Genomic DNA, 18,320 nt, shown 5'->3' on the forward strand with positions numbered 1-18,320 from the left:
CTTGTCGATGGATGCGAATGCTTCGCATCGTTCGGCCTGCACGCCCATCTGTCGCCCACGCAATGTATAAAGTCCGGTTCAATGCCTATTAGACACATGGGGGTGGTGGGGTGATCACCGGGGAGCTGAAGAACAAGGTTGACCGGGTGTGGGACGCCTTCTGGTCCGGTGGCATCTCCAACCCGCTGGAGGTGATCGAGCAGATCACTTTCCTGCTCTTTATTCGCCGCCTCGACGACCTCGACGTCTTGGCCGAGAAGAAAGCCCGCCGCACCGGCAAGGCCGCCGAGGGCCTCACCTTCGGCCCCGATCAGCAGAACCTGCGCTGGTCGGTGTTCAAGAACAACGAACCGGCGCTGATGTACAAGACCGTCGGCGAGAAGGTGTTCCCATTCCTGCGCACCCTCGGCGGCGACGGGTCCACCTACGGCGAGCACATGAAGGACGCCCGGTTCACCATCCCCACCCCGCAGCTGCTGTCGCGGGTGGTCGACATGCTCGACGAGATCCCGATGGCCGAGCGCGACACCAACGGCGACCTCTACGAGTACATGCTGTCCAAGATCGCCACCGCCGGTCAGAACGGCCAGTTCCGCACCCCACGCCACATCATCAAGCTGATGGTCGACATGGTCGCCCCGCAGCCGACGGACGAGATCTGCGACCCAGCCTGCGGCACGGCGGGCTTCCTCGTGGCCTCCGCCGAGTACCTGCGCGACAACCACTCCAATGTCTTGACCGATGCCGCCCAGCGCCAGCACTTCCACCGCAGTATGTTCCACGGCTACGACTTCGACGCCACCATGCTGCGGATCGGCAGCATGAACATGTTGCTGCATGGAGTAGAGGCTCCTGACATCCGCTACCGCGACTCACTATCCGAGGGGGCCAGTGGCGAGGCGGAGAAGTACACCGTGATCCTGGCCAACCCTCCTTTCGCCGGGAGCCTGGACTACGAATCAACGTCCAAGGACCTCCAGCGGGTGGTCAAGACCAAGAAGACCGAGCTTCTTTTCCTTGCTTTGTTTCTGAGGTTGCTGAAGGCGGGAGGCCGAGCGGCGGTCATCGTCCCCGAGGGTGTCCTGTTCGGATCGACGGGTGCCCATAAGGCACTGCGGCGCACCCTCGTCGAGGATCAGAAATTGGATGGCGTGGTCAAGCTGCCGTCCGGGGTTTTCAGGCCCTACGCGGGAGTGTCGACCGCCATCCTGCTGTTCACAAAGACCAATTCTGGCGGCACCGAGGACGTCTGGTTCTACGACGTCCGAGCCGACGGTTACTCCCTCGACGACAAGCGGACCCCCGTGGAGACCAATGACCTACCGGACGTCCTCACCTGCTGGAAGCAGCGAACAACCGCCGAGCGGGGCCGGGCGCGCACCGAGCAATCTTTCTGCGTGTCAAAGGCCGACATCGTGGCAGAGGGCTACGACTTATCCATCAGCCGCTATAAGGAGACCGTCTACGACGACGTCGAGTATCGACCACCCCTGGAAATCATCACCGACATCGAGAAGCTCGAACAGGAGATCATCCAGGGCCTCGCTGATTTGAAGGCGATGTTGTCGTGAAAAGACTTCCTCTGGGTCAGGTCGCGACTATCAGCCGAAGCGCGGTTGATCCCAGGAAGGTTGATCCTGCGACCCGCTATATCGGGTTGGAACACATTGAGCGGGGTGGCCGCATCCTCGGCGACGAGACGCTAGGGAGCGCCGGCATCAAGAGTACGAAGTTTCGATTCTCCCCCGAGCATCTGCTTTATGGGAAGCTACGACCAAACCTTGGAAAAATAGCGCGGCCCAACGAATCCGGAGTGTGCAGCACTGACATCCTTCCAGTGCTTCCCGGTCCGGAACTGGATCGAGACTTTCTGTTCCATTACCTGAACCAGCCCGACATTGTCGCCTTCGCAGCTTCGCGGGCGACGGGTGCCAACCTGCCCCGCCTCAGCCCTAAAGCACTTGAGAACTTCGTCATTCCATTGCCACCACTTGACGAGCAGCGGCGGATCGCCACGATACTCGACCAAGCCGACGCCCTCAGGGCCAAACGTCGCCAGACACTTGTCGAGTTTGATCGCCTTGTTTCGTCGATCTACTACGACATGTTCAACGACGACCGGTCGAACAGCTTCGGGTTTCCGAAAACCACGATTGGCGAAGTCGCGAAAATCATTGTCCCTACGAGAGATAAGCCGCTGGAGTTCGGTGGTGCTGTTCCATGGGTCACGCTTCCTGACCTGGAGGGTCTCGAAATATCAAGATCGCAGTTGCAAGTCGATATCGACGGTGTTCGTGTGCGCTCGAACCGACTCATTCCGCCGGACAGTGTGTTGCTAAGCTGTGCGGGATCGCTAGGTCGGGTTGCGGTGAATCGTGTGCCAGTGTTCGTAAATCAGCAATTTTATGGAATCGTTCCCGCCGATCGTGCGTCGACTCTCTACATTGCTGTAAGTCTCCAGGCCAAGCACCCTAGTTTCTTCGCGTCACTTGCGGGGACTTCAACAATCTCTTATTTCAGCAGTGCAAAGGCTGCGGAAATTGATCTACTTTGGCCCCCCATCGAACTTCAGACAGAGTTCAGTGCACGCATTGAGTCCGTACTTCGTGCCAAAGTTCGAGCAGAAGAGTCGTTATCACTGCTGCATTACCACTTCCAGTCTGTTTGCTCATCTGCGTTTTCAGGCCGACTGTGCGCAGCGGGGCACTGATGAGCAACTTCGGCTTCCTTGAGAGGGTCGGCTGGCTGGAGGTACATGCTGATTGCGCCCGCGCCGAAAGCTACGCTCTCGGCGACCCCCGGTCGGCCTGCATCTACAGCCGCCGGGCGGTTGAGCACCTGGTGAAGTACCTATACGGCGTCTTGGCGCTGCCGGTGCCGTATCAGGACGACCTGTCGGCGCGAATCAACGACGCGCGCTTCAAGGCGAAGATTGGGACTGGGGTCGCGACGAAGCTGAACCTGATCCGCAAGCTTGGCAACCACGCGGTGCACGATCAGAAGCCGATCCCGCGTCGGGCCGCCCTAGACGCGCTTCGCGAGCTGCACCATGTGATGGTCTGGGCGGCCTTTCACCACTCGACCAACCCGCAGGCGGTGCCGCTGAAGGCGGTGTTCGATCCCGCGCTGGCCAAGAAGGCGGCCCCGCTGACTCGGCAGGAGGTGGCCCAGCTGGCCAAGAAGTTCCAGGAGCAGGACGAGGCGTACGCCAAGGCGCTGGCAGAGAAGGACGAGTTGGCGGTAGCCAAGGACGTCGAGATAGCTGCGCTGCGTGAGCAGATCAAGGCGGCGCAGGCCGCCAACCAGAAAGTCGACGACCGCGACTACTCCGAGGCTGAGACCCGCGACCGGTTCATAGACGTGCTGCTGGCCGAGGCGGGCTGGCCACTAACCGACAAGCAGGACCGGGAGTTCGAGGTCACCGGCATGCCCACGCAGGACGGCAAGGGCTACGTCGACTACGTGCTGTGGGGTGCCGACGGCCTGCCGCTGGCGGTCGTTGAAGCCAAGCGCACCAGCAAGAGTCCCCAGTTAGGCCAGCAGCAGGCCAAGCTGTATGCCGACCGGCTGGAGGCGATATTCGGGCGGCGTCCGGTGATCTTCTACACCAACGGCTACCAACACTGGCTGTGGGACGACGCGGGCGGCTACCCGCCGCGTGAGGTCCACGGCTTCTACACCCGCAACGAGCTGGAGCTGCTGCTGCACCGCCGCCATGCCCGAAAGTCGTTGACCGAGGCGCTAATCGACTCGGCCATCGTGGAGCGGCACTACCAGCACCACGCCATCCGAGCCATCGACGACGCCTTCACGGCCAAGCAGCGCCAGGCCTTGCTGGTAATGGCTACGGGGGCTGGGAAGACCCGGACTGTCATCGCTTTGGTGAAACAGTTGATGGAGGCCGGCTGGGTTAAGAACGTGTTGTTCCTAGCCGACCGCACCGCTCTAGTTGTCCAGGCCGGCAACGCCTTCAAAGCGCACCTACCAGACATCACCACCGTGAATCTTCTGACCGAAAAGGTGAGCGACGGGCGAGTGTACGTGTGCACCTACCCGACCATGATGAACCTGATCAACAACACCGACGCCGGTACTCGGATCTTCGGACCCGGCCATTTCGACCTCGTGGTCATCGACGAGGCGCATCGCTCGGTCTACCAGAAGTACCGGGCCATCTTTTCCTGGTTCGACGCCCTCCTCGTCGGACTAACGGCCACCCCGAAAGATGAGGTCGACCACAACACCTACCGGCTGTTCAACCTCGAAGACGGGGTGCCTACCGACGCCTACAGCCTCGACGACGCCGTGAACGAGGGGTTTCTGGTTCCAGCGGTCGGTGTTTCGGTCGGCACGAAGTTCCTGAGGCAGGGCATCAAGTATGCCGACCTGTCCGAGGAAGAAAAAGACGAATGGGACGCCCTGGAGTGGGGGGAGGACGGCCCACCCGACGAAGTCTCGGCGGACGAGATCAACCGCTTCTTGTTCAACGAGGACACCGTTGACCAGGTGTTGGCCACCCTGATGGACAAGGGGCAGAAGGTCAGCGACGGCGACCGGTTGGGCAAGACCATCATCTTCGCCAAGAACCAGCGGCACGCGGAGTTCATCCAGCAGCGGTTCGACATCCAGTACCCCGAGTACGCCGGACACTTCGCGCGGGTAATCACCCACGGGATGAGCTACGCGCAGAGTCTGATTGACGACTTCTCGATCCCCGAGAAGGCACCCCACATCGCGATTTCGGTTGACATGCTCGACACCGGCATCGACGTGCCCGAGGTGGTCAACCTCGTGTTCTTCAAGCCGGTGCGGTCCAAGACGAAGTTCTGGCAGATGATCGGACGTGGTACCCGGCTGCGCCCCGACCTGTTCGGCCCCGGCAAGGACAAGCAGAACTTCTACGTCTTCGACTTCTGCGGGAACCTGGAGTTCTTCAGTCAAGACCTACCTGGATCAGAAGGCTCACTGCAGAAGTCGCTGAACCAGCGGCTGTTCGAGACCCGGCTGGGCTTGATCACCGAGTTGGATGCTCGAGACAAGCCTGAGGGCGAGGAGCCGCCCGAGGGGTCGGGCATCGAAACCGAACGCGGCTTGCGCTTCGACATCGCTCGCCAGCTTCACACCACCGTGGCCGGGATGAACTTGGAAAACTTTCTGGTGCGGCCACACCGCAAGCTCGTCGAGCATTACGCCCAGTGGTCGGCCTGGACTCCGATGACCTCCGACGCCGCCGACATGATCGCGCAGAATCTGGCCGGGCTGCCCTCGACGCATAAGGACGACGAGGAGGACGCCAAACGGTTCGACCTACTGATCCTTCGCCGCCAACTCGCTCAGCTTCAGGGTGACAGCGGGGCCGCCGAACGGTTACGTGAACAAGTGCAGAACATCGCCAACGGCTTGCTGGGCAAGACGACGATTCCTTCGGTGGCCGGCCAGCAGGAGCTGCTCGACGAGGTAGCCAGCGACCAGTGGTGGGTCGACGTCACGCTGCCCATGCTGGAAGTGGCCCGCCGACGACTGCGCGGCCTGCTGCAGTTCCTCGACAAGGGCAGGAAGGACGTGGTTTACACGTCCTTCCAGGACGAGCTGACCGAGTCGACGATCGTCGAGCTGCCCGGCATTACCCCCGGCACAGACTGGGAGCGATTCCGCGCCAAGGCCGCTGCATACCTGAAGCAGCACCAGGACCATATGGCACTTCAGAGACTGCGCCGCAATAAGGCGCTCACCCCGGAGGACTTGGCGGCCCTTGAACAGATGCTGGTGGATAGTGGGGCGGGAGATGCCGAAGTCATCGCCCGAGCCAAGGAACAGTCACACGGCCTTGGATTGTTCATCCGGTCTCTTGTTGGCTTGGACCGCCACGCCGCTCTAGAGGCCTTCGCGCGCTACCTCGATGGCACCAAGTTCAACACCAACCAGCTGCACTTCATCAACCTCATCGTCGACGAGCTGACCGCCAACGGTGTCATGGAAGCAGCCCGGCTCTACGAGTCCCCCTACCGGGACTACGCCGCCACCGGACCCGAGTCGATGTTCACCGAAGGCGACGTCGACAACATCGTCGACATCCTCAACACCGTGCGGGCCAACGCCTTACCTGCCGACCGGGCAGTATGAGCGCGCATGCTGCAGGGGATGCTTCAAGTCCGGCGCGTGGCGACCCCCTGAACGGGGCTGACGGACCAAATGCTTCAGTCGATGAACCAGCCACCGTCCACAGACGAGCAGTTGCGCGGCCTCGGCCTTTTCGCCGAGTCGATAAACCGTCATTCGCGTAATGTCTGACTGATGCGGTCGCAAGCCTTAACACTCGCTGCCCTAGTCATCGGCTCTGCAGTGGCTTGCACGTCGACCGATCACGGTAGCTCCAGTTCCAGCAGAGTCATTGCCACAACTGGAGTTCCCAGCGTGTCTATGACTCCGCCGAGCGAGTCGAGAGCTCCGATAGGTGCGACTCTGGAAGTGAGCGGAACGAACCTCTTTACCGACGTTCCTACCAAGGCCGCGTATACCGTAGCCAATCTGCGACCGGTTGAGATATCGGACCCGTACGTGCCGGTTCAAGGAACCGTATTTTCCATCGACGTGACGATCCAAGTGCTGGAGGGGACTATCAACGTCAGTCCATTGAGTTTCAGTGCACTTACAGTAGATGGGACCAACCTGTCAGCAGGGCTGGCTCTAGTCGAACCAATACTAATGTCTGGGGAACTTTCCCAAGGGCAATTGACTAGGGGCAAGGTCGGGTTTGATGTGCCATCCGGGATGAAGATCAAAGAAATCATGCTGGAGGAAGCGATGGGTTCACATAGAGGTCTGTGGTCCGTCGGTTGAACTCCTAAACGACCTCCGTGCGAGCCCGCTACGCGTCCAAGAACACGCTATGCGCGGCGAATACGGGTTAGTCGACCTAGCTTGACTTGGTCTCCGATACGCACGGGCACGACAGCCTGTGGCGGTGGCTCTTCGCCTGACCGCCGCTGGCTGTACCCGGCCATTGGTTGACGCCCACCCAAAGCGCCAATAAAGCCGCCGAGCCTGCCGCAGACGGTGCGTTTCGGAACTCGATGGGCGGCTTGTTACACGCAGGGTGACCTTGTCCTTCGTCTCTACGTCTCGACGTCATGCGTCCGCCTCGGCGTCTCCGTCGGGAACGAGGACTCTACCGATCGAGTCCATGATTTTGGCGATTCCTAGCCTCGGTCCGCTTCCTGTCCTGCGAATTCCCGCACGGTGCCGGGCAGCGACGTCGGAGGGCACTCCCGGTGATCGTGCTCTTCGACGAGATGTACTTGATCTCCCGCAGCGGGGGCCGCTCCACGAGGAACTGTACCGCGAGTACTCGCTCGCAGTTGGAGTGGGCGAGTCCTCGACCTGACCCCTGACGACGTCGAGCTGGTGGCTTCATCTACGCCAACACCCGCCCGGAGGGTCAATTTCAGTTACGCCTACACCGAACGAACAGCGCTTAGCGGCAAGTCATGTACTTCAAGGATCCCGTTGGGCTCGTCAGAACCGGCCGCGACACCGCCAGGCAACAAGAGCTGCCGTGACGCGGTGACCTGGATATGTCGGTTGTGCGACAGTGGCCCTTCGATCGGCCCGACGCATCCGAGACATAACAGTGATGCTGGTGTGTCGGATTCTTACACCGCACACAAAGGCTGAATCGCCGGTAGCTTTGAAGTTGTTACTGCACCAACTTCCCGTGGAGGGACCGGATGGATCCGCCGAACACGACGACGGGCGACCTCGCTGGTACCGAGGCCGCCCGCCACTTGATCGACACGCCCCCGTTGCAACCGGCGGCGCATTCCGTGAGAAACCCAACCCGCAGCGTCCAAACTCCGAATCGAGGCTCTCACTATGAAGCGTAGACGAAATCCACTCGCCTATCACCTCAAGGAGATCGGCGAGTTCACGCGGCGTCCGCGCCTCCGCATCTGCGCTAACATCGTTCACTACTTGATCGCGGCCGTCGTGCTGATCGGTCACCTGGCGCACTTTCCACCCCTGATCACGGGCGGACTCTTCCTGCTCGAACTGGCCATCGTGGTCTGCCTGTTCTTCGGCAAGAATGACCCGGCTACCCAGTCCACTGTCGGGCAGGTGTTCCGTTTCGTACATCGGGTCACCGACTGGGCGACGCTCGGTCTCGCCACGGCACTCCACTTCGGCGACCTTTCCGAGCACACGGCCGAGAAGCTGACGGTGGTGTTGCTCGGCATGCTCGCCATCAAGATACTCGGGACTACCTACCGGTTGATCCGGACGTTCATGTAGCCGCAGCTAGCACCCATCATTAGGACCCCGCCACAGTTGATCTGGGCGGGGTCTCTTCACGTCCCAGCGCGGCCCATCGGCCGGAACCCCTATTGCGGCTTGGGTGGCTAGGCAGAACGGGCATGCCTTCAGGAACAAACTTGATCATCAACGTCGTTGAGGTGGAAGAGCGGCTTCGGTTGCTCCTTCAACACTGGACATGGCTTGGCTAGGGATCGACTCCAGTCACTCGACCCGAAGGGATCAGCTATGTCTTCAGAACGTGCGCTTCGACGGCGCGCCCACGCGCAGGGACTCAAGTTGGTGAAGTATCGCCAGGACAGTCGTTGGTTTGGTGACTACGGCCCCTATGCCTTGGCTGATCAGAACGGCTGCCTGGTGGCTTGGGGCTTGGACGTGGAGGACGTCGCCATGGCACTGGCGGAGTAGTAGTGGACTGAGCGATCAATAGCGGGTCGTTCAGCGCCGCCCGCGTCGACTTTGGTAATGCACCCTTAAAGCGCAGCCTCATCCTGCGAATGCCGGGGAACAGGTGGGCGGTAGCCGAGGCCCTCAGGGGTGTGGAAGGAGTTTGGTTTGCACCCGGTAAGAGGAACTCAACGGTAAGTCCGCGTGACTGGGCATGACGTTCCACCAGCTCTCGAACCGAGGTGTCCGGCTGCCCAGAGATGACGACCTGGTGGGCGTCGTAGCCGCGTCGTTCGGCGTGACGAGCCAGATCGTCGAGGTAGCGCTGGATCTGACCGGTGGAGCGATCGTCGGGTTGAGTAGCGGCTTTTAGCTCGATGGCCACCAACTGGTTCTGAGTTGGCCTCTTGCACAACATGTCTACGCGACGACCTCCGTCGAGGGTGGCTTGCTGCTGGAACCGCGTCAGGCCGCGCTTCCGGAACTCCTCCAGGTGATCCCGCCGTTTTTAGATCCATGCCTGCAGACCCTTCTCGGTGGGCAGGAGTTCACGCTGCGGAGCCAACCCCGCAATAGGCTTGTTGGCGTCCAGCATGCAAACTCGGTCCTGCGGCTTGAGAAAAGGTCGGTCAGGAGTGGGAAAGTTGTGATCTCCTCGGCCTCGAAGGCTTCTTGCATCGTTTTCGAGACACGGGGATAGCGGCATTTTGTCACCTTCCGGCCCGAGTCACGCCGCGGCCCGCAACGCCGGCACCGCATCTCTATGGGCGTCGATGCTGACGGCGGACGACGCCTTGGGCCTCGCCGCGATTCTCCGCTGCTGCCCCGTGAATGGCGGACTTGAGTTCGTCGTAGGCGCATTCATACGGGCCGAGGGCTTTCAGCGGTCCGAGCCGAATCGTCTTCTGCTCGGGGAGTCTGCTGGTAGGTAGCACATAGAAGGTCCATTGTGCGACATCGAGCGGGTTGATGGCATCGTGGTCGTCACCTTCGAGCAGACAGAATACGTACACGTCGGCGCTTCGCCCCGCACTCTCCGCAAAGGTGTCGGTGCGGGCGTCCCAGCCCATTGCGGGGCGGACGCCGAACACGATCTTTGATAGCTGGGTTTGCTTCCACGTCTGCACGTACGCAGCCGACTTCACCTCGACACCGATATCACCGATGACAAGGTCGCACCGGTCCCATTCCACGCGCGTCGTGTTGTGAATGCCGAGTGCTGTCGCCACGATGTACTCGGCCAGCACGCCGCGGTTGGTGTTAGACAGCAGGTCGCCGTACGCCCACTCCCAGAATCCCTGTTTGTTCGGGCGAGTCATCGTCGAGTCCTCATCGCTTGAGCAGTTCCCTTGCCCAACACGGTCGTCACTTTGTGCCGGTCGATGTCGTCGAGGGTCAGCACCGCTTCAGGTCGGGTGATCCGCTTTATATCCTCGACCTTCGGCTGCGGCACCAGCAGCGCCAGTTTTCGTGCCTCATAAACGTCGATGTTGGTGTGTATCCACTGGTTCTGATCGATGAGACTCGTGGTCGACGCTCACGAACCAGTTCGCCATGAATTCCTGCAGGGGCGGGATGAGAGTCCAGACCTTGCGCCGCGCGAGTGCCGACCGCGCATCAGGCCGGGTGAATGCGAGCCAGGTGAGTTCGCCACTGTCGGCCTCGGTGAGCTTCCAGAACGCCCGAGCATTGTGCGTCAGGACATTCGGCGGCCTGGTGGCGGCGATCTCTTGTCCGATCTAGGGGGGCAGCCTTCGGTAGTCGTGTGGCCACTTGCCACGAACGTCGTCCATCAATCGCGTCCCCTCACTGCGGCGGAACCACTGCGCCCGGCCTCGGTCCGTTCACGACACCCCGTTCCCCGGTTGCCTCCAAAACACTCAGCATCGTATGTCGGCAGATGCCTTTGGCCATTTCGAAAGCGAAGATCCTTTTCGAGACGAGCGTCTAAGGGCTGTACTTGGTCCACACCGGTCTGGTGCCGGGCCTGTCGTAAGGCCCCCCGCCTACGCACATCACCATGTATCCATCGCTGGACCGTCCCATCGTGAGTGACGCTTCGCCATCACAAGAACTGCCGAGCCGGCCAACACGGGGTAAGTCAGCCGTCCCGTGTGACGGCCCCACCGCACCCTCCTCGGCGGAAAACCACCTCATGGGTTCACCGCGGCTGAGAACCCCCGAGTAGCCGCTGCACAGCATTTCCTGGCCCGACAACGGGTCGATGGAAAACTTCATCCAGTCGTCGCACTCGTCACCAATGGTCGGGCCACTGGGAACCTCAGCGGTGCTTGTCGTCGGTAATGCCGTAATTGTCATCGGTGGCGGGACGGCCGGAGACGGCGCGGGTGGCGTCGTCCTCGCGCTGGGGGCGGGTGGAGTCGGTGCATTACTCGATGAAGTGGCGCTGGTTTCAGACTGCGAGTGCTGCCATGGCCGCCACAGCACCCCAGCCACAATGAGCAGTAGCACTACCGCTGCAACCGAGATTCCAATCAGCCACCGCTTGACGGAGGCATCAGAGTCGCGGTCGGCGGTAACACCACTGGTTCTCGAAGGGGTACGCGGGACGTGGGGCCTGCGAGATGCCGGGGCCGGGGTGGTCGGCGCTGCAGCAACTCGCGGGGTCGTCGCAGCGGTTTCGGTGAACGCACGGGCGAAGTCCGTGCAGCATGCGAAGCGGTCCTTCGGATTCTTGGCCAGTGAGGCAGCCAGAACCGGGTCGAGCGAGGCTAGTTCGGGTCGTCTCTCAGCAAGGGCAGGCACCGGTGAGTTGAGGTGTCGGCTGATGACTACAGCCGGATTGGAGTGTGGGAACAGCTGCTGGCCGGTCAGTAAGTGGTAGGTAGTGGCGGCGAGGGCGTACTGGTCAGCCCTCCCATCCATCTGCTCGCCCATCAACTGCTCTGGAGCGGCGTAGGCAACGGTGCCGACCGTCATGTTGGTCGCGGTAATGCCGCTGATGTCATCGAGAGGCCGGGCGATACCGAAGTCTGCGAGGAAGACACTTGGGCCATCGGTGTAGAGTTCGGCGACGATGATGTTGGCGGGCTTGACGTCACGGTGGAGCAACCCCTTCTTGTGGGCGTAGTCCAGCGCACTGGCGACTGCGGTGATGATTGGCAGGACAAGATCGACCGGCATGCCCGCCGGATACTTCTGCTCCAGAAGGTGAGCGACGTCGGTGCCGTCGATGTAATCCATGGCGATCCACAACTGGCCGTCATGCTCACCTCGGTCGTGTATCCCGACGATGTGGGGGTGATGAAGTCCTGCGGCTAGGTCGGCCTCGCGGATGAACCGCTCCCGGATAGAGGGGTCGCTGGATATGTCCGGGCGGAGGACCTTGAGGGCCTCTTGGCGGGGTAAGCGGGGGTGCTGGACCAAGTAGACCTCGCCCATGCCTCCGGAGCCGAGCAGCCGCAGGACCCGGTACCCGGCGAAGGTCTCACCGATTCTTAGCGGCATAATAACCGGGCGATCTGAGCAGCCCCTCTGTCATGAGCGACCGATTCTCCGCCCTGCCTTCTGCACCACAGCATCGTCGAAAAGCTGGGGATAGTTCAGCACAAGCTGCTCACTGGTTAGGTCGGGCCGAGGCGGCTTCATGAGATAGGCCAGCTTGACGAAACCATCGCTTGGTTGGTCGGTGTCCACGACCTTATTCGTTGCCGCCACAGGTCCGTACTGCTTCACCATCTGAACGAAACGGGTTGGGTTGTAGCCAAGCCGCTTTGACTCCTCGATGCCCTCCCACAGGTCGGCCTCGAAACCATCAATATCAGTCACTGGATGACCACCTCGTCAATTAGAAAGAAACGACTTCGAACCGACTGGCCTGCGTTCCCGACTACCCATCCTGTATGACCTGACTCCCGGACTCACTTTTGCTTCCAGGCCTACTCGTCCTCGTCGGCGTCACTGGTGTGGGAGTCGTTTTCGTCTTCGAGGACCATGCCTTCGGATTCAAGGAGGCCGATCACATCAATTGAGGACTCCGCATCACCCTGGTCGGCATCGTCATCTGCCTTGACGTCGACGATGATCGGCTCAAGGGTCCCGCCCTTCTCGTAGAGGAAGCGCTCCCGGTATGCCCAGTAGGCAGCATTGGCCACGTCGTCGACCATCTTCCAGTTCAGGGCGGCACCGATACCAACGCCTGCAACGGGCACGAACTGCCCGAGCTTCTTCTTGGTGAGCTTCTGTCCAAATTGGGTGGCGAACTTCTGCACGACCTTGACAAGGGTCTGCTGGTTGAGCTGCCGCCATGCCATGTTTGTCGCGAGGCTGCGCGTCAGAATGGCAAGCTGCTGGTAGGCAACAGCTTTCGCGGCTGGCGTCACCGCCAGCCCAAGCCCGATGACCTGCATCATGAAAACTTCCTCAGCGGGGTCACGAGGGTCATATCCGTAGTAAAGCGCATCGTGCGCAATGACTCGGCTGCATATGGTCAGGAGCGCGGCGGCATCCACGCCCATTGCAGCCGCAATGGCACCCAGTCCAGGTGCGGCTCCCGCTCCTATTCCTGCTATCCCACCCACTCCCGCTCCTGCTGCGGCACCTGCTCCTGCTCCTGCTGCGCCACCGGCTGCTGCTAGTGCCTGACCACCGCTCACCGCCAATCCGGCGGCGGCTCCCTCTGCAGCGGCGGACACCGAGTAGGCATAGTGCAGCCGGGTGAAAGAGGCGGTCTTGTCGATGGCCCGGAGGTCCAGCTTGCGGATGTCGTCCAGGTGATCGACAAGATGGCCCCGCTTGGCATAGGCCTTGACGACCCGGGCCTCTGATGTCGTCAGTTGACCCGTGCGAGTCATGAACTTGCCCGCCCCCTCAGCGGTCGCCTTCAACGCTGCCGCTCCGCCATCTTTGACCTTGGCTGCACCGGGTGCGTTGAGCGCCCTGCCATACCAGTCGCGCCCCTTGTCCTTCACGGATTCAGGTACTAGCCGACGGGGGGACCGACACAGCTCGCGCTCTCGGTGCTCGCGAACCTTTTCCAACTCTTGCCGTTCGTAATCTGATAACCCCACCGGGTTCCTCCAAGTCGCTTGACGTCTATGCGCAGTTGTCGCATATGCCGGTCACCGGCAGGACCGTGAAGCAGGTCGGGCACACCTTGAGCGGCTCAAGCTTGGCCCGGGCTTTCTTCACTCTGGTGTACGGCTGGAGGGCCGAGAGCTTTGGCTCACCGAGGGCGGACAAGACCTGATTAACCGCGTCACGGACTTCGGCGACGAACTCACTCCTTCGCTCCGGGGAGACCGTGTCGGTCACAACCCAGGTTCTCAGTACCTGGACACCCGGGCGGATGAAGAACTGTTCGACAGTGGGATGATCGTTCAGCCAACTGTCGAGCGTCGGGATTTCACTCTCGCTGACATATCCCCGTTCTACGAGCCACCGGCGAAAACTCGGTTCTTCAACCTCATCGCGGCTTCGCGCTCTGGCACATCCGCGACGAAAGTCGACAATCCATCGGCGAATATTTCCTGACTCGCTCAGATCTGGGTACCAACGGTGTGCTGGTTGGGCATGCCAGTACGCGATATGGAAGTTCGAATTGACCTGCCAGCCCTCACTGCCGCCTAGGGCAATGACAGCCTCGACTTTCATCGGGTCTGAATAGAATCGTGTGTATTGGGTCTGGACCTCTGCGGGCCACATACCCAGGTAGGTATGCCCCCCGACAACCCAGAAGCTGACCCGGTCGGTAATGAACACCTGATCTTCTGGAAACTTGACACAGGCTGACGGCGACAAGGGCGTGCCACGAGGGGACATCATTCCGCCGCCTTTGTGGAGTTCTCCCGGAAGCCCCGTTGCCTCCTCCAGAATCGTCAGCAACTGCGATGTGTGCTCGCTAACCTTCGCCGGCCCAAAGCGCTCATCGGTCACCGACATCCACCATCCCCGGCTGCCTCGTTGGTCGACCTGGCGGCAGACCCACACTCGGGCCGATACGAAGAATGCACGTCATCGACGCAGTCAGTCATCCCATGAGAGCGAGTAATGTCCAGGCCCGGTTTCGTGACAGTTCGCATACCGGATACCAGCGGCCCTCGCCTGCTTTTCTGCAGCCTGGCAGGCTGCCTTACTTGTACCGAAGTCGATGCTGTCGTAGGCGTTGGCGACGGCTGCGCTAACCGTCGAAGCGGTTGCTGCCGCAGCGCCTAACAAGAGAAGCTTGCACCAAAAATTCTTCATGGAATGAACCCTCCCCGGCCCGAATCCCTCGGGCGATGCTCGTACCGGAAGTGACGTAGTCCGTCGAGGCGCGCCCAGCCCCGCCTGCGCCCCGCCTTCTTCGAGCGACGATATGGCCACAACAGCCGGGGACCAATCAGGCGTTTCCCTATGACTTATTTGCTGGTCTCTGGGACCACCTGTCAGACGCGGTCCTATAGACGGAGACGGCCACCGTATGTCGGCAGCATCGCCGACTACCGTCCGACCCGCAGAAACGCTCTTTGAAGTCGTTAAGACGCTCGTTCGATGAGAACGGTCTAACCCACCTTCAAGGCGTCTAAGCACCCCGCGACCATCTCGTCATCGTCAAGACGGGCGACTTGAGGAATGGTTGTCGCGTGCACCGCACGTGTGCATACCCCTGAGTCAGAGCTATCCACCGCGCCATCACCGTACTTCGGGTCCAGCCGCTGCAACTGCCGTGCCCAATAGGCGATGTAGGACTGCCCGACAATGAAGGGGTCGGACCAGGCATCTGGCCCGTACATCTGCGGGCGAGGACAGATGCCCGTGCTGGCACCAATGCTGTTGATCTCGGCGTTGTTGCGGAGGTCGTACACATAGTTGATCTGGTTCGTGCAACGGTCAGCAATAACGGAGGGGTCAGCAGATGCCTGGCCCGTTCTGAACCCACAGACGACAATTGTCAGGATTAGGGCGGCGTAGGACCCCTTGACCACCGCGACCTGCCAGAGTGAAGTTTTCGTCTTCCTGCCAGACATTTTGGAGGCAAGTCGCAGGCCGCTGTTCACCTTGGCTCCGAGGGAAGGCCATCTATGCAGCCGGCGACCATGTCCTCAAGAACGAGGTCTTCCCGGTTCGGACTCTTATCGCGTTCTTGCTTGACCAAGTATCGGCATGAATCCTCGGCTGCGGCGGGGTAGTCACAGTTCCCGAGCATCCCGCATTTGCCCTTGAAGTAGATTTCGGCCATATTGCTCTGTTCGTATCCGAGCTGATAAGACGTCTCGTCACGAGAGCGTCCGCATGCAGCCAGCGTGAGCGCCACGAAAGCCAGGCCTCCGGCTAATGTCAGCCACCTGGCTAGCCGGGCAGGCGCGGTCGACGCGCATGCTTGGACGAGCGGACCAGGAGAGCAAAGACGACATCCCCCGGTCGGCGTGCAGTGTTCCGAGTAATGACTCAACGCCCGCCTCCCATTAGGTCCTCGTAGATCTCGTCCGAAACGTGGCTGTAGGTCGGGCAGTAAGCGAGGACCGCGTTGTGTATCAGGAGTGAGGCATCGTCCCGCGAGTATCCATAGCCCATAAGCGTCGACCGCATCTCAAGCCACGACACCCCGTGCGCTAAGCCCTCGTTGCAGACCATGTGGCCTTGGCTGATAAGAACTGCCGGATCGTGGATCGTCCAACCGATGGACTCCAATGTCGTTAGGAATTTGTAGTCCTCCTGTGTCATATCGGCCCAGGCGGGTTGAGCGCCGGTTAGGACACCCAGCGACACCGCCACCGCCAATAACAAGGCTGCAGCAACCGCTGATGTTCTCCCCATGGCATCATCCTGACCGCCTATAGGGTTTGATCACTGCGCAATGGGCAAAGTTCGTGTTGCGACGATCCCGACCTTGCCCGCTCCGCGAGCGGATGACTCCCGTATCACTCGTAGAGATCGGCCACAGCAGCTCGCCCGGCGGCCTCGGCCTCAGCGCGGCGCTTGGCCTCTCGGAGGTGTGCGTACTTGCGCTGTATCATGTCCATCGTCGGCGCTTTGTCGGCAGCCGCGATCTGCCAGGCCTCTTCACCGCAGCGAAGCAATGTCGCAGCGGGCTAACGCACGGCAACTGAGCATCGCGCGAGACACGGTGGCCAATGCGCTGGCCAGCGAGGGTCCACCGAAGTACGTGCGACCCTCCTCGCCTTCGGAGATCGACGAGGTCGAGCCGCGCGGATCCGGGCGTTGCTTTCGGTGTATCCCGGGATGCCAGCGCCGGTGATCGCCGAGCGGGTCGGGTGGACCGGCGGGCATTCCCGGTTCGTAGCGCGGATCTGATCCGAAAGAGGCGCAGGCCCTTGTACTCCGCGAACGTCTTCCCGGTCTTCAGCGCCATGACGTCGGCCAAGTCATACCTGCCACCACTTCTTGCCGTGGGTTTGCCATCTCTTGCCGTATTTCTGCGTCAAGAGCTGCTCGTGTCGTTGACGCTCCTCCTTCTCCTGGCGGCGCTTTTCGGCTTCCTGGCGGCGCATCTCCGCTTTGAGTGCTGGATACGCTGCGCGAACCCGCTTTCGTACCTCACGCGGATACCGATACAGCTCCGGCACCCCCATCTCGCGATCTTCCAGACGCTGGCCCAGTTGATAAAGCTGGGCACTCGCGTACAAAATCGCGGCATCCTTCGCAATCTCAGCAGCGAATGGTGAGAGCGGCACCGCCACACCGATAGCGAGGCGGTCGAGAAAAGACCGGCTCACCGGCTGCCCGGTCGGCAGTCGAGCAAGTTCGTGTTGCTGAGCCTGTACAAGTCTGTACAGCTCCATAGCGTCGATGCTGACGAGTCCTTGCTTATCGTTGAGGGGCGATGACACGTCCGGTGGCGTCACAGGACCGGTGGCTTCGCCTGGCGACGCATCTCCACGCCCGCCGACGTTCTCCGTCCGCGTGGACAGGGAGTGGTCGTAAATCGCTTTCCGCCGGTGCTCAGTCCAGGCGTCGCCGTTCCAATAACGCTCGTGGTCGTTGTTGTCGGGATCGAGGTACCAGCCGGGTTCGGGTCCTGCTGAAGTCATGCGCCCCCACCGATCCGTCTTGCGCTGTGACCTGGACAGAGTGAGAGATTACAGCGATGTGGGTCGCACGTTGCGTATTCGCCGGATGCGAAGTTCTTGTCGGTTCATGCTGGGGTCGAACCAGTCCGAGCCACTGGATGACCTGCGCGTGCGGACTGGCGACCGCCTCGAGGCACCAGAGCAGTGGTCGGTGCGACGACGGTGCTCAGCACGCTGCTGGTCACGAGAGGGTCCGACGCAGCGTCTATTCCCGTGCCCACATCCCCGAACTGGGTAAGCCTCCGCACGCTCCGAGAGGCAGTGACGAGTACTACTGATCTCAAAAAGACCACGCCCCGCCTTCAACCGGACCTCCGTGAGGAGCGGGGCGTCTTCCTTAGTCTCCGTCCGCTCGCAGCAAGGCTTCTCGCAGCCGTCAACCGAATAGCCAGGCGTCAGAAGTCCGCCCACATGTTCGCGTGCTCGGGGCACAGATAGTCGGCGGTGTAGATCATCAACAGAGACTGGTCGTAGGAGGAGCTAGAGGGATAGTTCGGACACACCAGACTGGTCGCGGCGACGCTGTCGTGGGGATAGAGGTCCATTGCCTTGCATGCCTGATTTCCGAGCGCGAGGACGTTGTCGTCGGTG

The 18,320-nt window shown here is 61.1% G+C and carries 15 protein-coding genes and 1 pseudogene; 7 read left to right on the forward strand and 9 right to left on the reverse strand.

The window, feature by feature from the left end; genetic code table 11:
• Nucleotides 1-110 precede the first annotated feature (110 nt).
• The 6 genes from AU193_RS14755 to AU193_RS23155 all read left to right on the forward strand — a co-directional run bounded on the left by AU193_RS14755 (nt 111) and on the right by AU193_RS23155 (nt 9,070).
• Entirely contained in the window at nt 111-1,571 is a 1,461-nt protein-coding gene (locus AU193_RS14755) for a class I SAM-dependent DNA methyltransferase (RefSeq protein ID WP_064423094.1), read from the forward strand.
• Nucleotides 1,568-2,710, forward strand: coding sequence for a restriction endonuclease subunit S (locus tag AU193_RS22855; RefSeq protein ID WP_082682981.1), 1,143 nt, complete (start codon nt 1,568-1,570; stop codon nt 2,708-2,710). Before AU193_RS14755 ends, AU193_RS22855 begins: the two co-directional genes overlap by 4 nt.
• A complete protein-coding gene (locus AU193_RS14760; RefSeq protein ID WP_064423095.1) occupies nt 2,710-6,123 on the forward strand; it encodes a DEAD/DEAH box helicase family protein in 3,414 nt (1,137 codons plus the stop codon). Before AU193_RS22855 ends, AU193_RS14760 begins: the two co-directional genes overlap by 1 nt.
• A gap of 345 nt (nt 6,124-6,468) precedes the next feature.
• Nucleotides 6,469-6,840: a DUF1942 domain-containing protein gene (locus tag AU193_RS22860; RefSeq protein ID WP_172798310.1), complete on the forward strand. Its 372-nt coding sequence runs from the start codon at nt 6,469-6,471 to the stop codon at nt 6,838-6,840.
• A 1,032-nt stretch (nt 6,841-7,872) separates the two neighbouring features.
• A complete protein-coding gene (locus AU193_RS14765) occupies nt 7,873-8,289 on the forward strand; it encodes a hypothetical protein (RefSeq protein ID WP_064423096.1) in 417 nt (138 codons plus the stop codon).
• 622 nt (nt 8,290-8,911) lie between these two features.
• The gene (locus tag AU193_RS23155; RefSeq protein WP_156425220.1) at nt 8,912-9,070 is read left to right on the forward strand and encodes a hypothetical protein; all 159 of its coding nucleotides are present in this window, start codon (nt 8,912-8,914) and stop codon (nt 9,068-9,070) included.
• Nucleotides 9,071-9,458: 388 nt separating this feature from the next.
• Here AU193_RS23155 and AU193_RS14775 read toward each other — a convergent pair whose 3' ends face one another.
• From AU193_RS14775 to AU193_RS14815, 7 genes are all read right to left on the reverse strand, one after another.
• A complete protein-coding gene (locus AU193_RS14775; RefSeq protein WP_064423098.1) occupies nt 9,459-10,016 on the reverse strand; it encodes a hypothetical protein in 558 nt (185 codons plus the stop codon).
• A 628-nt stretch (nt 10,017-10,644) separates the two neighbouring features.
• Nucleotides 10,645-12,165, reverse strand: a complete 1,521-nt coding sequence (locus tag AU193_RS14785; RefSeq protein ID WP_064423099.1) for a serine/threonine-protein kinase — start codon at nt 12,163-12,165, stop codon at nt 10,645-10,647.
• 30 nt (nt 12,166-12,195) lie between these two features.
• Nucleotides 12,196-12,486, reverse strand: coding sequence for a hypothetical protein (locus AU193_RS14790; protein ID WP_064423100.1), 291 nt, complete (start codon nt 12,484-12,486; stop codon nt 12,196-12,198).
• Between the two features lie 110 nt (nt 12,487-12,596).
• Nucleotides 12,597-13,628 (reverse strand): EcsC family protein, encoded by a 1,032-nt coding sequence (locus tag AU193_RS14795; RefSeq protein ID WP_253867830.1) that lies wholly within the window; start codon nt 13,626-13,628, stop codon nt 12,597-12,599.
• Between the two features lie 124 nt (nt 13,629-13,752).
• Nucleotides 13,753-14,598: a hypothetical protein gene (locus tag AU193_RS14800; RefSeq protein WP_064423102.1), complete on the reverse strand. Its 846-nt coding sequence runs from the start codon at nt 14,596-14,598 to the stop codon at nt 13,753-13,755.
• Between the two features lie 602 nt (nt 14,599-15,200).
• The gene (locus tag AU193_RS14805; RefSeq protein ID WP_064423103.1) at nt 15,201-15,695 is read right to left on the reverse strand and encodes a hypothetical protein; all 495 of its coding nucleotides are present in this window, start codon (nt 15,693-15,695) and stop codon (nt 15,201-15,203) included.
• A 391-nt stretch (nt 15,696-16,086) separates the two neighbouring features.
• Nucleotides 16,087-16,455: a DUF732 domain-containing protein gene (locus AU193_RS14815; protein ID WP_082682983.1), complete on the reverse strand. Its 369-nt coding sequence runs from the start codon at nt 16,453-16,455 to the stop codon at nt 16,087-16,089.
• 262 nt (nt 16,456-16,717) lie between these two features.
• On the opposite strand from AU193_RS14815, the pseudogene AU193_RS23865 reads away from it, so the two are divergent.
• Nucleotides 16,718-16,950: pseudogene (locus tag AU193_RS23865) on the forward strand (IS21 family transposase); the annotation flags it as partial.
• A 74-nt stretch (nt 16,951-17,024) separates the two neighbouring features.
• Here AU193_RS23865 and AU193_RS22870 read toward each other — a convergent pair.
• Nucleotides 17,025-17,690: a DUF2510 domain-containing protein gene (locus tag AU193_RS22870; protein WP_082682985.1), complete on the reverse strand. Its 666-nt coding sequence runs from the start codon at nt 17,688-17,690 to the stop codon at nt 17,025-17,027.
• 434 nt (nt 17,691-18,124) lie between these two features.
• The gene (locus tag AU193_RS23160) at nt 18,125-18,274 is read right to left on the reverse strand and encodes a hypothetical protein (RefSeq protein WP_156425221.1); all 150 of its coding nucleotides are present in this window, start codon (nt 18,272-18,274) and stop codon (nt 18,125-18,127) included.
• Between the last annotated feature and the right edge of the window lie 46 nt (nt 18,275-18,320).

Source organism: Mycobacterium sp. GA-1285 (assembly GCF_001499905.1).
In the GTDB taxonomy this organism is placed as follows: domain Bacteria; phylum Actinomycetota; class Actinomycetes; order Mycobacteriales; family Mycobacteriaceae; genus Mycobacterium.

What these genes read in the sequence shown, in the direction of transcription:
- AU193_RS23160 (WP_156425221.1), bottom strand. Translation starts at nt 18,274, where the DNA reads ATGGACCTCTATCCCCACGACAGCGTCGCCGCGACCAGTCTGGTGTGT.
- AU193_RS14760 (WP_064423095.1), top strand. Translation starts at nt 2,710, where the DNA reads ATGAGCAACTTCGGCTTCCTTGAGAGGGTCGGCTGGCTGGAGGTACAT.
- AU193_RS14800 (WP_064423102.1), bottom strand. Translation starts at nt 14,598, where the DNA reads ATGTCGGTGACCGATGAGCGCTTTGGGCCGGCGAAGGTTAGCGAGCAC.
- AU193_RS22870 (WP_082682985.1), bottom strand. Translation starts at nt 17,690, where the DNA reads ATGACTTCAGCAGGACCCGAACCCGGCTGGTACCTCGATCCCGACAAC.
- AU193_RS14775 (WP_064423098.1), bottom strand. Translation starts at nt 10,016, where the DNA reads ATGACTCGCCCGAACAAACAGGGATTCTGGGAGTGGGCGTACGGCGAC.
- AU193_RS14765 (WP_064423096.1), top strand. Translation starts at nt 7,873, where the DNA reads ATGAAGCGTAGACGAAATCCACTCGCCTATCACCTCAAGGAGATCGGC.
- AU193_RS14785 (WP_064423099.1), bottom strand. Translation starts at nt 12,165, where the DNA reads ATGCCGCTAAGAATCGGTGAGACCTTCGCCGGGTACCGGGTCCTGCGG.
- AU193_RS14815 (WP_082682983.1), bottom strand. Translation starts at nt 16,455, where the DNA reads ATGGGGAGAACATCAGCGGTTGCTGCAGCCTTGTTATTGGCGGTGGCG.
- AU193_RS23155 (WP_156425220.1), top strand. Translation starts at nt 8,912, where the DNA reads ATGACGTTCCACCAGCTCTCGAACCGAGGTGTCCGGCTGCCCAGAGAT.